The sequence below is a fragment of the Pseudomonadota bacterium genome, assembly GCA_039196715.1.
Taxonomy (GTDB): Bacteria; Pseudomonadota; Gammaproteobacteria; order CALCKW01; family CALCKW01; genus CALCKW01.
Window position 1 is genome coordinate 33651 of record JBCCUP010000009.1, and the last position, 14431, is coordinate 48081.

Consider the following 14431-nt stretch of genomic DNA (forward strand, 5'->3'; position numbering starts at 1 on the left):
TGCAGCGACAGAGTATAAATAATTCTGATACTACGTGATTGTTATTGCAGCTGCCGGACTTCGCTGCCAGTCTGGTGTAAGGAGGGCAGCGTGGTCGAAAAACCGGCAAAGCGACGGCGAAGGAAGGTGAGTGACAGGCCTGTGCTCGGGACGAGGGCACCCTATCTGATGCGCGGCCTGACGCCACAGAACGCGCTCAGTGAGGAAGGCCTGGCCACCATCGAGCACAACGCCGACACCATCCTGGCCGAAATCGGAATGGACTTTGTCGACGACCCGGAGGTTTTGACGACGTTTGCCAACGCCGGTTGCGAGGTTGACGGCACGCGTGTGCGGTTCGAACCGGGTTTTTGCCGTCGCACGATCTCGGCGACGGCGCCAAAGCAGTTTGTCCAACACGCACGCAACCCCGCAAATTCGGTGCAGATGGGGGGCAACGCGACGGTGCTGTGTCCGTCTTGGGGGCCGCCGTTCGTGCACGATATCGAGCGGGGTAGACGCTATGCTTCCCTCGCAGATTTCGACACGCTGGTGAAGTTGCACCACAGTTTGCCGTGGCTGCACCACTCCGGCGGGGTGGTATGTGAACCGGTGGATCTGCCGGCGAACAAGCGCCACCTCGACATGCTCTACAGCCATATCCGTTTCTCGGATCGGGCCTTCATGGGTGCGTTCATTGGCGCCGAGCGCGCCGGGCACGCGATCGACATGGCGAGAATCGTGTTCGGCGAGGCTTACGTCCAGGACAATGCGGTCTTGTATTGTGTCTCGAACACCAATGCGCCGCTGGTTATGGACGCCAACATGTCCGGGGCGCTGAAGACCTACGCCAGGGCGAATCAGCCCGTGGCGTGTACGCCCTGGGTGCTGACCGGTGCGATGAGCCCGTGCACGGTTGCAGGCACATTGGCTCAAGTGCTGGCGGAAGCGCTCGCGTGTCTCAGCCTGGTGCAGCTGATCAAACCGGGTGCGCCGTGCCTGATGGGGTCGTTCGCATCCACCCTCTCGATGCAAACGGGTGCGCCCACCTTCGGCAGTCCTGAAGCCGGGTTGATGGTGCTGGCGGCCGGTCAGTTGGCGAGGCGCCTCGGCGTGCCGTTGCACACGGTCGGGACCCTGACATCGTCCAAGTTGCCTGATGCACAGAGCCAGCAAGAAGGGACCTGGGGGCTGCTGATGGCGCTGTCTGCCGGGGCGAATGTGGTGAACCACGCGACAGGGTGGCTCGAGGGCGGCTTGGTGACGTCGTTCGAGAAAACCCTGCTGGACCACGATCTGTGCGGCAAGTTGTGCCGGTTTTTCGAGGGCATCGATCTCAGTGAAAACGCCCAGGCCATGGATGCGATTTCAGCCACTGGACCGGGCCAGCATTTTCTCGGTTCCGAGCACACCCAGGCCAACTTCATGGACGCGTTGTTTCGGCCGCTTGCCGCTGACGACACCGCCTACGAACACTGGCTGGATGCGGGCGCCGAAGACGCCGCCACGCGTGCGGGTGGGCTGTGGCGAACGCAACTGGCGTCGTACCGCGACCCCGGCCTGGATGCGGATGTCGACGCGGCGTTGCAGGCCTACATCACCAGGCGAAAATCAGAACAACCGGACAGGAACTACTTCTGATGCGCGTGATTGTGGTCGGCGGTGGTGCGGTGGGGTTGAGTGTGGCCTACCACCTCGCGCTTCGCGGCGGCTGCGATGTGACCCTGCTCGAACGGAACCAACTCAGCTCCGGCACGTCGTGGCACGCGGCGGGCATTGTGGGGCCCTTGCGTGCGACGCCCGGGATGACGACGTTGGCCAACTACGCGCGTGCCCTCTTTCCGAGACTGGAACGGGAAACGGGGCTCGCGACGGGGTACCGTCAGACGGGTGGCTACTGGCTGGCGCGTCATCCGGCTCGGCTCGACGAGCTGCACCGGATTGCCAGTGTGGGACGGGTGTCGGGCTTGTTGTCACGGGTGGTCGATTGCGAGGAGATCGCCATAGCGGGGCTCGAGCTGTCCGATCACCTGGGTGCGTTGCATGTGCCGGAAGACGGCAACGTGAACCCGGTGGACTTGTGTCAAGCCTACGCACGCGCCGCGGTGCAACGCGGCGTCAGTGTGCGTGAACACTGTGGTGTGGCGGGGCTCTGCGTCGCTGGCGGGCGCGTTGTCGGTGTCGAGCTGCTCGACGGCAGTCGGCTCGAGGCCGATGCCGTCGCACTGTGCACCGGCGCGTGGACACGCGAACTTGCCGCATCCTGTGGGGTTGCTGTGCCACTGCAGGCTGTCGAACACATGTACGTCGTGACCGAGCCCATCGCGGGGCTGCCTGACCCCTTCCCCGTGGTGCGGGACCTGGATTCGGGCATCTACCTCAAAGGGGATGCGGGCCGACTCGTTCTCGGTGGCTTCGAGCCGAATGCCATTTGTTGGGATCCGTACGGTGCGGCCGGCGACACGCCGTTTCTTGAACTGCCCGATAACTGGACGCAATTCGAACCTTTTATGGAGGCCGCCCTCGCACTGATGCCGACGTTGGCCGACGTCGGCATTCAGCGATTCATGAACGGTCCTGAGAGCTTCACGGCCGATTCGCGGCCCTTGATTGGCCAGTGCAACGAACTCGATCAGCTGTTCGTGGCTGCCGGTATGAATTCCGTGGGCGTGATGAGCTCGGCCGGTGTGGGGCGCTTGCTCGCAAACTGGATCCTTGACGGGCGCGCCGACACCGATGCCTGGGACGTGGATGTCGCGCGCGTGGACCCGCTCGTGGCCTCGACGGCGCACATGGCGACGCGCATGCAGGAAGCGGTTGCGGACGTGTTTGCGCTGCATTGGCCTTACAAACAGCCCTCTGCCGGCCGTGACCTCAGGCGCTCGGCCCTGCACACACGGTGGGCAGACGCCGGCGCGGTGTTCGGCCTGACTGGCGGTTGGGAGCGGGGATTGTGGTATGCAAAGGTGCCCGCAGAGCGGCGACTGCCCTACAGCGTGTCGGCTCAGCCCTGGCAAGGTATCGCCGCGCGCGAGGCGGCCGAGTTGTCCACCGGGACAGCGCTGCTGGATCTTTCGCCGTTTTGCAAACTGGCGCTGTCGGGTTCAGGCGTGCTCGAGGGGCTCAATTGGCTCTCCTGCGCCGAGCTCGATGTGGCCGTGGGCTGTTCGGTGTACACGCAATTGCTCAACCGCGAAGGCGGCATCGAGATGGACGTGACCGTCACGCGACGGGGCGGGAATCGCTTCGATATCACCTCGGGCGCGGCGACCCGCTGGCGCGACCGTGCCTGGTTGCGGCGTCAGTTGCCCGCGTCGGTCCGCATCGATGATGTCAGCGACGCCTATTGCGTGATCGGCGTCATGGGTGCCGGCAGTCGAGTGCTGCTTGGCAGCCTGTCGAGCGATTGGCAGCCGGGCGCCTTTGGCAGCGTCTCGGACGCCACGGTCGCCGGTGTGCGGTGCCGCGTGACACGGCGCAGTTTCGTCGGGTCGCTCGGCTGGGAGGTGAGCGTGGCAGTGGAAGACGCTGTCACGGTCTTCGACGCGTTGGTGGCCGGCGGGGCGCAGGCAATGGGCCACTACGCCGTAGACGCGTGCCGAATCGAGAAGGGCTTCAAACACTGGGGGCACGACCTGGGCCCGACACTCACGCCGCTCGAAGCGGATCTTGGATTCTGTGTTGATTGGCAATCCGACTTTCAGGGCAAGACGGTCCTGGAGGCGCAACGCGACAGTGGCCTCACGCGCCGACTGCAACTGATGGCGGTGGAGGGTGCGCCGCTGTTGTTGCACGACGAGCCGATCTTCGAGTCCGGCACTTGGGTCGGCGTGTCCACGTCAGGTGCTATCGGTGCGCGTACCGGACTGGCTCTGTGTTTCGCGTTGCTCGATGTGGCCCCGGGAGAGTCGCGTCGTGACACGGTCCGGCGTCGATTCGAGATTGAGGTGGCCGGTGCGCGCTACGCCGCTCGCGCCTTGGCCCGCCCACCGTTTGATCCACGTGGTTTGGAGATGCGCGCATGAACAGGGCACAGGTCGTTGTCATCGGGGGCGGTGCGATGGGTGTGTCGCTGATCTACCACCTGGTCAAGATGGGCTGGTCCGATGTCGTGCTGGCCGAGAAGAATGACCTCACGCACGGCTCGACCTGGCATGCCGCGGGTCTGTGTACCCACTTTGCCCACAACGCCACGATCCAGGCCCTGCGCGCGACTTCGGTACGCCTGTACCGCGACACCTTGCCTGAGGAGACGGGCCAGAGTTGCGGATTTCATGCCTGCGGTGCGATGCGCGTGACCACAAACTCGGATCGACTCGACGAGTTTGCCCATGTTGCTGGTCTCTCCGCGTTCACAGGTCACCCACTCGAGCTTCTGACCCCGGATCGCATCGCCGAGCTCCACCCCCTGGCGCGGCTGGACGGTCTGCTTGGCGGGATACACGAGCCCGATGACGGTCACGTCGACCCCACGCTCGCGACCACGGCCATGGCCACAGTTGCCGCGTCCGGCGGGGCGAGCATTCAACGGCAAAACGCGGTGCACGCCATCGTGCGGGAGTCCGGCAAGTGGCGCGTTGAGACGGAGCGGGGAACCATTGAAACGCGGCATGTGGTCAACGCCGCTGGCACGTGGGGATGGGAAGTCGGCCACATGATGGGTCTCAACATTCCGTCGGTGCCGGTATTGCATCAATACCTCGTGACCGAGCGCGTCGACGCCGTTTCAGAGCGTCAAGCGGCTGGGCTGGATGAACTGCCTATCATCCGTGACCCCGAGGAGAGCTGGTACGTCCGCCAGGAACGCGATGGGCTGATTCTCGGTCCCTACGAGACAGCGGCCCAGGTCTGGTCGGTTGACGGCTGCCCGCCCGACTTCGGCGCCGATTTGCTGCCGCCCGAACTCGATCGGGTTGAGCACATCATCGACGCAGCGCTGGCCCGGATTCCGGCCCTGGGCACGGCGGGTGTTCGGACGGTGATCAACGGGCCAATCACCTTCACACCCGATGCGAACCCGCTGATCGGCCCGGCCCATGGTCTTGAGAACGCGTGGCTGCTGACCGGGTCGTCCATGGGTGTGATGGAAGGCGGTGGTGCGGGCTGGTTTCTCGCGCACTGGATGACCCACGGTGCGCCGCCGATGGACGCCCTCGCCGTCGACAGTCGCCGATTCGGGGCCTGGGCGGACCGAGACTACCGTGTGGCCAAGGCGATCGAGTGCTTCGGCTTGCAATTTGGGGTGCACTATCCCTACGAGGAGCGACCTGCCGCGCGCGATCGGCGACTGACACCGCTGCATGCAGCCATGAAGGCACGCGGCGCGGTCATGGGCTGTGTGCACGGTTGGGAACGCCCGAACGGGTTCACGGCAGGCGGCGTGGATCCGTATCGGCCGCACTTTCGCGACCGGGGCTGGCGTGCCGTGGTCGCGCGCGAGGCCGAGGCGGTGTCCGAACGGGTTGCGCTGGCTGACGTGTCGGTCTTCGCCAAGTTCGAGGTTAGCGGCGTAGAAACAGAGGCCTTTCTCGATGAGTTGGGCGCCAATGCCCCCCCGCGGCCAGGGCGCGTCGGGCTGATTCACGCACTGACACCGGCCGGTGGGGTCGCGTCTGAATTCACCGTCGCGCGCCTGACGCCAGACCTGGCCTACCTCACCGCTGCTGCAGCGGCCGAGGAACACGACGCGGATCGGTTGATGGCGCATGCCAGCACCCGCACTGTCGAGTTGCGGAACGTCACCGTCGAGTGGGCCGTGATCGGTGTCATGGGGCCCTTGTCGCGCAGGCTGATCGCACGGCTCACCGACGTGGACCTCGAAACCGGCTTTCCGTGGTTGACCGTGCAGTGCATCGCGGTGGCGGACATCCCGGTGCGTGCGCTTCGGGTGTCGTACCTCGGCGAACTGGGCTGGGAGCTGCACGTGCGCGCCGACGAGGCCGAGCGGCTGTTGCGGGCGCTCGAGCGCGCGGGGGAGGGGCTCGGGCTAGGCTACTACGGTGCACACGCCGCCAATGCACTGCGGCTCGAGAAGGGCTACCGAGCGTGGGGCGCGGACCTGACAACGGAGCGAACACCGCTTGAAGCGGGATTGCAGCGTTTCGTGAAAGTCGACGGTCGTGGGTTTGTCGGGCGTGAGGCGATGCTCTCGCGTGTCGACCCCTGGGACATGGTCTTGTTGGAGATCGACATCAGCGACACCGAGCCCTTTTACACCCACACGGTCTGGCAGCACGGGACACCCGTGGGCGTGATCACCTCCGCGGCGCACGGCCCCCGTACAGGGAAAACGCTGGCACTCGCCTATCTGCGCGAACCTTCCGCCCGGGCTGGACTGAGCGTGGATGTGCTCGGCGCACGCTATGCCGCGCGCGTGCTCGACCAGGTGCCGTACGACCCCGCCAACCACCGACTCACGGGATAGAACAGGATGAACGACGCAACGCCAGAACTGGATTGGTCACTCTCGGGCACGGCGGCGCGGCGCGAACGCTACTACGCGTCCAGCCAGCGCAAGTTCGTTCCCTTTGCCGACCCCCTGGTGTTTCAACGTGGCCAGGGGCAGTACCTCTGGGACAACGAAGACGCGCGGTACACCGACCTGCTCGGTATGAACGTGTGCATCTCGGTGGGACACTCGCACCCGCGCGTGGTCGGGGCTGCGATGCAACAAGCGCAAGACCTGACCCATTGCACCACCATGTTCTATCACCCCGCGCCGGCCCACCTGGCTGAAGAGTTGGCTGCGCGCATGCCGGTCGGGCACGAGTGGGTCGTGCACTTCACCAACTCCGGCGCCGAGGCGATTGACCTCGCTATGACCATGGCACGCACGTACACCGGCCACCTCGACCTGCTGGCGCTGCGCACGGCTTACCACGGCCCGACCGCGGCGGCGCAATCGGTCACCGGCATTGCTTCGTGGCGTCACCCGGGGATGCCGGGTCACGTGAGTTTTGTTGCCGACCCCAATCAATACCGCGGCGTGTTCGGTGCGACAACGGAGCCGTACCTCGATGAGATCGAGCGCGCCATCGCCACGTCCACGCAAGGCCAGGTCGCCGGCATGCTCATCGAAAGCGTGCAGGGTTACGGTGGCATCGTCGAGATGCCACCGGGTTACCTCTCCGGTGCTGCCGAGCGGGTGCGCGCGGCGGGAGGACTCTACATCGCCGATGAAGTGCAATCGGGTTTCGGGCGCACCGGGGACCACTTCTGGGGATTCCAGGCCGATGGGGTGGTGCCTGACATCGTGGTCATGGCCAAGGGCCTCGGCAACGGCTTCCCGATCGGCGCCGTGGTCGCGCGCAAGGCCATTGCCGCACCCATGGCCGAGAAGTTTCTGTTTCACACCTACGGCGCCAACCCGACCAGCTGCGCGGCGGCACGCGCCGTGTTGCAGGTGCTCGACGACGAGGGCTTGCAAGCCAACGCGCGGACCGTCGGGTCGGCGTTGCTTGCTCGGCTTCATGAGCTCAAGGCGCGTCACGCCGCGATCGGCGACGTGCGGGGACGGGGGTTGATGCTAGCGATTGAGATCGTGTCGGACCGGGAGACCAAAGCCCCCGATCCCGCTGCCACGGCCAGGGTGTTCGAGCGCTGCCGGGAGCACCGCATCATCCTGTCGAAATCCGGGCCGACGCAATCGGTGTTGAGAATGGTGCCGCCCTTGTGTTTGACGCTGGACGACGTGGATGCTGTCGCTGACGCGCTGGATCGGGCCTTCTCCGAGACGTGACCTCCACGCGCCCAATCTGGTCAGCGTTGCCCACCTGATCAGTCCGCGGTTTGGTGAGCCTGCCGTCGGACGGGCGTGCGACCGACGGGTCTCAGCGCTCGCGTAGTGCTGCCATTTCTGCGCGCAGCGCCTTGATCTCCGCCATCAAGGCGCGGTTGTCGATGTCGGCTTCGATGCCGGCAGCCCGGTCCGCCTCGGCCTTCGCACGTGCCTGCTCCTGGTCGAGCACGTTGACGACGATGCCGATCACCATGTTGAGGAAGGCGAACGCGGTGAAGAAAATGAAACTCAGGTAGAACACCCAACTCAACGGGTAGACCGCCTGGGTCTCGTACATCACGTCGGTCCAGTCCTCGAATGTCATCACCCGGAAGAGGGTGAGCAGCGAGCGAGCGATATCCCCCCAGAGCACCGGATTGATGCGCTCGAACAGGGTGCTGCCGATGGCCGCGTAGATGTAGAAAATGATGAACATCAACAGCAGCACATAGGCCAACTGTGGCAGCGCCTTGATCAGCGAGTTCAGCAGAACGCGCAGTTCCGGGATGATCGAGACCATGCGGAGCACGCGAAACACGCGAATCAATCGCGCGACCAGCACCTGGTCGCTGCCGCCGCCCGGAATCAGACTGACGGCGACAATGACGGTGTCGAAGAGGTTCCAGCCGTTGGCGAAGAATCGGCGCTTGCTCGGCGCCGCGGCGAAACGCAGCCCGATCTCGCAGACGAAGAACACCGTGATCGCGAGGTCGAAGAGTTCGAGCAAGGTCGCGGTGCGTGGGCTGAGTTCGAACGTCTTGGCACCGAGCAGCAGCGCCGAAGCGATGATCACGCTGACGGCTGTCCACTCGAACAGACGGTTGTTGGCGATGGCTTCGAGGCGTTGGGTCAGGGTCATGGGTTTGAAACGGGCTGACGGGTTCACGGTGTGTGTGCTACTCCCCTGGTGGTTGCGAAAACCAACCCGTCAGGGCACCTGAACCCGGTCGGCCGCGTCAGGCTGTGCACAGCACCCCTTTTTCTGTAGGGGGTGTTTGGCGATTCCACAAGGTGGGCTGCACTGATCCCTGTGCGCAGTGCCGGCGCGGGTGGTCGCCGACGCGCAGGCTCGTGCGGAGCCTGGACACCGCCGAAATGCTCCCCGACGTTTCGGGGACGCGTACAATGCAACACTCTCGGCGCGCCCGACCGGGTTCGTGCGGCGGCAACGCGCGACCCTCGACCCCGGCGCCCTGATGCCACCCACCCGATGGATACCCTGCGCATGATTGCCGACCCCAACCTGCGGGGCATTGCCTTGATGGTCATGGCCATGGGGGCCTTTGCCCTGGCCGACACGTTTGTGAAGGTCTCCGCAAGCACGCTGTCGCCGGCGCAGGTGTTGTTTTTCCTCATCGGCGGGGCGCTGGTGCTGTTTGGGGGCATCGCAGTCGCGCAGGGCGAATCGCTGATGGACCGACGGGCGCTTTCACCGGTGCTGTGGCTGCGCTACGTCGCCGAGGTGGCCGGGATGGTCGGCATGGTGACGGCCCTGGCGCTCGTGCCGATATCCACGGTGGGGGCGATCACCCAGGCCGCGCCGCTGCTCGCGGTGGTCGGTGCGGTGGTGTTTCTGCAGGAGCAGATCGGATGGCGCCGGTGGGTGTCCATCGCCTGCGGGTTCATCGGCGTGCTGCTGATCGTGCAACCCGGCGCCATCGCCTTCGATGTGTCGGTGCTCTGGGCCGTGCTGGCGCTCGTCGCGCTCTCGGTGCGCGACCTGACGACGCGTCTGGTGCCCGCTGACATGCCGTCGATCAGCCTCGCGACCTACACCATGGTTGCCGCGGCGCCGTTTGCCGTGGGCTGGGTGGTGTTGCGCGGCGAGGCACTGATCCCGGCGCACGCAAACTGGTGGGTCATCGTGCCCATGGTGGTGCTCGGTGCGCTTGGCTACATGCTGCTGATCGCGTCGCTTCGCAGTGCTGAGGTGTCCGTTGTGATGCCGTACCGGTACACCCGAATCGTGTTTCTGATCGGGCTTGGGATCGCTGTGTTCGGCGAGCGGCCCGACCGCTGGATGCTGGCTGGCGCGGCGCTGATTGTGGTGTCCGGCACCTACATGATGTGGCGAGAGCAGCGGGTGAAGCAGGCACAGCTGACGTCAAGTGATACAGGCGCGGCACCGTGAAAGTCGAGGGGGCATGCCTCTGCGGTGCGGTTCGCTACCGCGTGAAGGGTGGAGTAGGGGCTACAGACCACTGCCACTGTTCAATGTGCCGTCGTCAGCACGGGGCTGCGTTTGCAAGTTACGCGGATTGCGACCCCAGCGCGTTCTCGTGGGTGGCAGGCGCTGAGCAGGTGGCCGTTTATGCGCTCGACAGCGGCGCCGGTTGGGCGTTTTGCCAGCGTTGCGGGTCGACGCTTGCGGGCACCACCGACGGCGCGGTCACGTCGATCGCCCTCGGCACGGTGTCGGGCGACCCCGGTGTGCGTCCGGGCTGCCACATTTTCGTTGGCTCGAAAGCGGTGTGGTACGACATCGCCGATGCGCTGCCACAGCACGCAACACGCCCTGAATCGGACCCGGACGGTGACTGAGCCGCTGCACCTTGGACACACGGCCGGTTGCATGCCCGCGGGTGGCACCGGGGTGTGGGCGTGAGCTTGTCCGCGTTTCTCGTTGCCGCGGTGCTGCTGGCCATCACGCCCGGTCCCGGCATCGCCTATGTGGTGGCGCGCACGGTGGCCGGCGGCCGTGTCGAGGGCTTTGCCTCGGCCATCGGCACGAGCCTCGGCGGCCTGGTGCACGTCTTCGCGGCTGCTGTGGGCGTGTCGGTGATCCTGGCCCAGTCGGCGGTGGCGTTCAGTGTCGTCAAGTACCTCGGCGCGGCGTACCTCGTGTTTCTCGGCCTGCGCCTGTTGTTCGCAGGTCAGCGCGTGTCAGCGTCGGCGACGCCGGCCGCGCGCGGTGCCCTCCGTGCGTTGGCCGAAGGTGTGCTCGTCGAGGTGTTCAACGTGAAAACGGCCCTGTTCTTCCTCGCTTTCCTGCCGCAGTTCGTGACACCGGACGGTGCCGTTGCGGCGCAGCTGGTGGCCTTGGGGTGCATCTGCGTCGCACTCAACACGGGGGTCGATGTGTTTGCCGTGCTCTCGGCCGACCGTCTGGTGCGCTCAGCGCCGGGCCGGGCAGTGCGCGCACGCGTCCTCAACGCCGTGTCCGGCAGCACGCTGGTGGGACTCGGGGTGTATCTCGCGTTGACGGAGCGCGTGGATGCGTCCTGAGCGCGAGGATGACCGAGCGCCGTTGGTGTGTGCGGCGCCGTGACGCGGTTGCACGCCCCGCGGCCTGTGCGCATCGCCGGCTTGCCACGCCTGTGCTGGCGGTTCCGGGGCTCGTCGGCGGGTAAGCGAGGTGTGCGGTGAAGCGGGCGATCACGGCATACCACACCGACGACGACGGGCACTGGGTGGCTGAACTCGCGTGCGGCCACTACCAGCACGTCCGGCACGATCCACCGTTCGTCAACCGGCCCTGGGTGACGAGCGCGTCGGGTCGCAACGCGATGCTCGGTCGCCAGCTCGACTGTCGGAAGTGCGCGCGGGGTGAGCCACGCGACATTCCCGTGCGGGGCCTCGACGCGCGCGGCAAGGCTGGCTGGTGCCGGGTGCTGGAGGCGCGTCAGTCGCGCAGTGACAGCGTGTCACACGCCGCAACGGCTCCCATGCCGCCGTCGACGACAATGTCCTGCCCCTTGATCCAACGGCTTTCGGGCGAGGCCAGAAAGACGATCACGTCGGCAACTTCGTCCGCGTCACCCGGTCGGCCGACGCGCGCGATGTTCTTGGCCACACGCTCACCGAAGGCGGTCACGAAGTCCTGCAGAATGCCGGTGTTGACCGCGGCAGGGCTCACGCTGTTGACCCGGATGTCGCGCGCGATCAACGGCTCGGTCAAGGTCTGGGTCAGCACGATAACCGCCTCCTTGGACAGGTTGTAGGCACGCGTGCCGTCGATGCCGTGCGCTTGGATGAAGGCATCGAGCGTGTCGACGTTGTCGCCCGGGTGGCCGAGGGCCATCAGGGACTTCACCTGGGGCAGGTTCTCACGCCACATCGCCCCGGCGCGCGAGGCCGTGTTGACAATGGCAGCCTTCGGCGCGAGCGCGTCGAGCAGGCCCTCCGTGAACAACCTCAATCCGAAGAAGTTGACTTGCAGGATCGTGGTTTCCAACCCGGGCCGTGGTGGCAACCCGGCGTTGTTGATCAGCGCATCGAAAGGGCCTTCGGCGCGCGACAGCGCCGCGCGGATCGAGTTGCCATCGGCGAAATCGGCCTGGATCCACCGGTCCACGTTGGCAGTCGGTTCGGCAATGTCGAACGCAATCACCGTGTGACCGGCGGCGCTCAGCCGTGCCGCGACCTCGGCACCGATTCCGGATGCTGCACCGGTCAGGGCTACGCGCATGGTCTCAGCCTCGCACTGGGGTAGGTGCCAACGTGTCGTGATCGCCGTGCGCGGGCGTGCGCGGGGGGTATCACAGCAGGAAACCCGCGGGCGCCGAAATGGAGTGCGGCTCGGCAAAAGCCAGGACGCCGTCGTAGCCCAGGTTCCGGCCGACGCCTGAATGCTTGAACCCGCCAAAGGGACCACGCCCGTCCTGGGCCATGGGTCCGTGCCCGTTGAGGTAGGTGTAACCGGCCTCCAACTGGCGTGCCATCCTGACCGCGCGCTCCGCGTCAGTGGACCACACCGACGAACACAAGCCGTAGTCGCTGTCGTTGGCGCGTGCAACCACATCGTCGTCGTCACGGAACGACATGATCGGCAAGGCTGGACCGAACTGTTCCTCGCGCACGATCGAAAGACTCGGGTCGGCGTCGTAGACCAGCGTGGGGCGTTGAAAATAGCCGCCGCCGGCGTACAGCTCGGGGTCCGGCACCTGGCCACACTCGCGCACATCGGCACCCGCGGCCCGTGCTTCGGCGATCATGCCGGTCACGACCGCGAGCTGACGTGCGTTGTTCACCGGTCCCATGGTGGTGTCGGGCAACAGACCGTCGCCGATGACAGCACGGTCGCAGGCGGCGGTGAGCCCGTCGACCACCTCGTCGTAGCGGCGCTCGTGGACGTAGAGGCGCTTGATCGCCATGCAGATCTGGCCGGACGAGCCGAAGGCGCCCCAGTACAGTCGGTCAAACACCGCGTCATCGAGTTCGGCATCCTCGAGCACGATTGCCGGGTCGTTCCCACCGAGCTCGAGCGTCACCGGTGTCAGGTTGTTTGCCGCCGATTTCATCACGCGTTTACCGACCTTCACCGAGCCGGTGAAATTGACTCGCCGCACCAGCGGGTGGCTGGTGAGCGGGTCACCGATGCGCACCCCGTCGCCCGTGATCACGTTGACCACACCCGGCGGGAGGAGCGCGGCCAGTTTGCTCAGTGTCAGAGTCGGGGCGAGCGCGGCGAACTCCGAGACCTTGACGACGACCGTGTTACCGGTGACCAGCGCTTGCGGCAGCTTGGCACCGAGGATCGACAGCGGCCAGTTCCAGGGCACGATCAGGGCGGCGACGCCGGCGGCCTGGCGGGTCACCACGGTGTCGAAGGGTGGGCCCTTGATTTCCTCGTCGATGGCGATGCGGTCGCCGTAGTCAGCTACCTGGCGGAAACGGTCGCCAAGCCGCGTCATCTCGAGCAGGGTCTCGCGGGCGATCTTGCCATGCTCGCGCGTGAACAGCCGTGATCGGTTCGCAACGTCGTCCGCGTCTGCCGCGAGGGCCTCGGCAACCTGCCGCAGCCGCTCTGCGCGCTCACCATGCGACAGTCGCGACCAAGCCGGAAACGCAGCGTGCGCAGCGCGCACTGCGTCGTCGACATCCTCTGCACTGGCATCTGCGGCGTACCCGACGAGTTCGGTCGGTCGCGCCGGGTTGTGGATTGCGTAGGACGCGTTCCCGTGTGCCGGGCGTCGGCCGCCGTTGATGAACAACCCGGTCGTCGTGGTCTCGGCTGACTGTGTCATTCAGATTCTCGGCCTGGTAACGCGCGTCTTGCAAAACGGATCGATGCTGATTCGCAGCGTGCGCGCTTCCGCCCCATTGTGCGCTGTCTGGTGTCCCTTTGGCCAGTACGGCACCGCAGTGTCCTGGTGTGGTTCAACGGCGGCGGGTTCACCTGGCACAGTCGGCTTCGGGTGTGGTCGAATGCTCGGCAAACCGCACCGAGTCACCCCATGGGCCGCTGGCGTCCGCCCTCAGAACCGTCTTCACCCTACGTCACGGCGGAGGGCTACGCGGCGTTGGAAGCGGAGGCGTCGTCGCTCTGGGCCCGACGGCGCGACACGGTTGTGGCCTTGTCTGCGGCAGCCGCGGAAGGGGACCGCTCCGAGAATGCCGAGTACATTTACCGCAAGAAGGAGTTGCGCGAGATCGACAGGCGTATTCGCTACCTTCAGACACGCATGCCCCGCCTGAAGGTGGTCACGGCCGTGGGCGACCGGACCCGGGTGTATTTTGGCGCGTGGGTCACACTGCTCGGTGAGGACGGTGTCGAGGTCACCTACCGAATCGTCGGCGCCGACGAGCTCGATCCGGCCAAGGGCACCATCAGCCTGGATGCCCCGCTGGCCAAGCGCCTGCTCAAAGCCGAGGTGGGCGACGAGATCGCCCACCGTGTCGGCGACGCGGTGCGGCACTTCGAGGTCACCGCGATCCGCTACGCCGAGTGAAGGC

The 14431-nt window shown here is 65.9% G+C and carries 11 protein-coding genes and 1 pseudogene; 9 read left to right on the forward strand and 3 right to left on the reverse strand.

Features of this window, described 5'->3' with window-relative positions; all coding sequences use genetic code 11:
- Nucleotides 1-168 precede the first annotated feature (168 nt).
- Genes AAGA11_05545 through AAGA11_05560 form a run of 4 tightly spaced genes read left to right on the forward strand, consistent with a single transcriptional unit; the run spans nt 169 to nt 7717 of the window.
- Complete coding sequence (locus AAGA11_05545; protein MEM9602304.1) at nt 169-1620, forward strand: trimethylamine methyltransferase family protein; 1452 nt, start codon at nt 169-171, stop codon at nt 1618-1620.
- Nucleotides 1620-4004 (forward strand): FAD-dependent oxidoreductase, encoded by a 2385-nt coding sequence (locus tag AAGA11_05550; GenBank protein ID MEM9602305.1) that lies wholly within the window; start codon nt 1620-1622, stop codon nt 4002-4004. Before AAGA11_05545 ends, AAGA11_05550 begins: the two co-directional genes overlap by 1 nt.
- Nucleotides 4001-6403, forward strand: coding sequence for an FAD-dependent oxidoreductase (locus AAGA11_05555; GenBank protein ID MEM9602306.1), 2403 nt, complete (start codon nt 4001-4003; stop codon nt 6401-6403). Before AAGA11_05550 ends, AAGA11_05555 begins: the two co-directional genes overlap by 4 nt.
- Before the next feature lie 6 nt (nt 6404-6409).
- Nucleotides 6410-7717, forward strand: a complete 1308-nt coding sequence (locus AAGA11_05560) for an aspartate aminotransferase family protein (GenBank protein ID MEM9602307.1) — start codon at nt 6410-6412, stop codon at nt 7715-7717.
- A 91-nt stretch (nt 7718-7808) separates the two neighbouring features.
- Here AAGA11_05560 and AAGA11_05565 read toward each other — a convergent pair whose 3' ends face one another.
- The gene (locus AAGA11_05565; protein MEM9602308.1) at nt 7809-8615 is read right to left on the reverse strand and encodes an ion transporter; all 807 of its coding nucleotides are present in this window, start codon (nt 8613-8615) and stop codon (nt 7809-7811) included.
- Nucleotides 8616-8966: 351 nt separating this feature from the next.
- On the opposite strand from AAGA11_05565, the gene AAGA11_05570 reads away from it, so the two are divergent.
- The 4 genes and pseudogenes from AAGA11_05570 (at nt 8967) to AAGA11_05585 (ending at nt 11292) form a co-directional block, all read left to right on the forward strand.
- Nucleotides 8967-9887 (forward strand): DMT family transporter, encoded by a 921-nt coding sequence (locus tag AAGA11_05570; protein MEM9602309.1) that lies wholly within the window; start codon nt 8967-8969, stop codon nt 9885-9887.
- 41 nt (nt 9888-9928) lie between these two features.
- Nucleotides 9929-10297 (forward strand): GFA family protein, encoded by a 369-nt coding sequence (locus tag AAGA11_05575; GenBank protein MEM9602310.1) that lies wholly within the window; start codon nt 9929-9931, stop codon nt 10295-10297.
- A 60-nt stretch (nt 10298-10357) separates the two neighbouring features.
- On the forward strand, nt 10358-10981 hold the full coding sequence (locus AAGA11_05580; protein MEM9602311.1) for a LysE family translocator: 624 nt from the start codon (nt 10358-10360) through the stop codon (nt 10979-10981).
- A gap of 137 nt (nt 10982-11118) precedes the next feature.
- Nucleotides 11119-11292, forward strand: a pseudogene (locus AAGA11_05585) (DUF3565 domain-containing protein).
- A gap of 86 nt (nt 11293-11378) precedes the next feature.
- Here AAGA11_05585 and AAGA11_05590 read toward each other — a convergent pair.
- Both AAGA11_05590 and AAGA11_05595 read right to left on the reverse strand, forming a co-directional pair.
- A complete protein-coding gene (locus AAGA11_05590; protein MEM9602312.1) occupies nt 11379-12164 on the reverse strand; it encodes an SDR family oxidoreductase in 786 nt (261 codons plus the stop codon).
- Nucleotides 12165-12234: 70 nt separating this feature from the next.
- Entirely contained in the window at nt 12235-13722 is a 1488-nt protein-coding gene (locus AAGA11_05595) for an aldehyde dehydrogenase family protein (protein MEM9602313.1), read from the reverse strand.
- Nucleotides 13723-13932: 210 nt separating this feature from the next.
- Between AAGA11_05595 and AAGA11_05600 the strand changes: the two genes are divergently transcribed.
- Nucleotides 13933-14427 (forward strand): GreA/GreB family elongation factor, encoded by a 495-nt coding sequence (locus AAGA11_05600; GenBank protein MEM9602314.1) that lies wholly within the window; start codon nt 13933-13935, stop codon nt 14425-14427.
- The last annotated feature ends 4 nt before the right edge of the window (nt 14428-14431 follow it).

Bases quoted from the DNA above. Each gene is read 5' to 3' on its own strand.
- AAGA11_05555 (MEM9602306.1), top strand. From the start codon at position 4,001: ATGAACAGGGCACAGGTCGTTGTCATCGGGGGCGGTGCGATGGGTGTG.
- AAGA11_05560 (MEM9602307.1), top strand. From the start codon at position 6,410: ATGAACGACGCAACGCCAGAACTGGATTGGTCACTCTCGGGCACGGCG.
- AAGA11_05600 (MEM9602314.1), top strand. From the start codon at position 13,933: ATGGGCCGCTGGCGTCCGCCCTCAGAACCGTCTTCACCCTACGTCACG.
- AAGA11_05595 (MEM9602313.1), bottom strand. From the start codon at position 13,722: ATGACACAGTCAGCCGAGACCACGACGACCGGGTTGTTCATCAACGGC.
- AAGA11_05565 (MEM9602308.1), bottom strand. From the start codon at position 8,615: ATGACCCTGACCCAACGCCTCGAAGCCATCGCCAACAACCGTCTGTTC.
- AAGA11_05570 (MEM9602309.1), top strand. From the start codon at position 8,967: ATGGATACCCTGCGCATGATTGCCGACCCCAACCTGCGGGGCATTGCC.
- AAGA11_05545 (MEM9602304.1), top strand. From the start codon at position 169: ATGCGCGGCCTGACGCCACAGAACGCGCTCAGTGAGGAAGGCCTGGCC.
- AAGA11_05550 (MEM9602305.1), top strand. From the start codon at position 1,620: ATGCGCGTGATTGTGGTCGGCGGTGGTGCGGTGGGGTTGAGTGTGGCC.
- AAGA11_05590 (MEM9602312.1), bottom strand. From the start codon at position 12,164: ATGCGCGTAGCCCTGACCGGTGCAGCATCCGGAATCGGTGCCGAGGTC.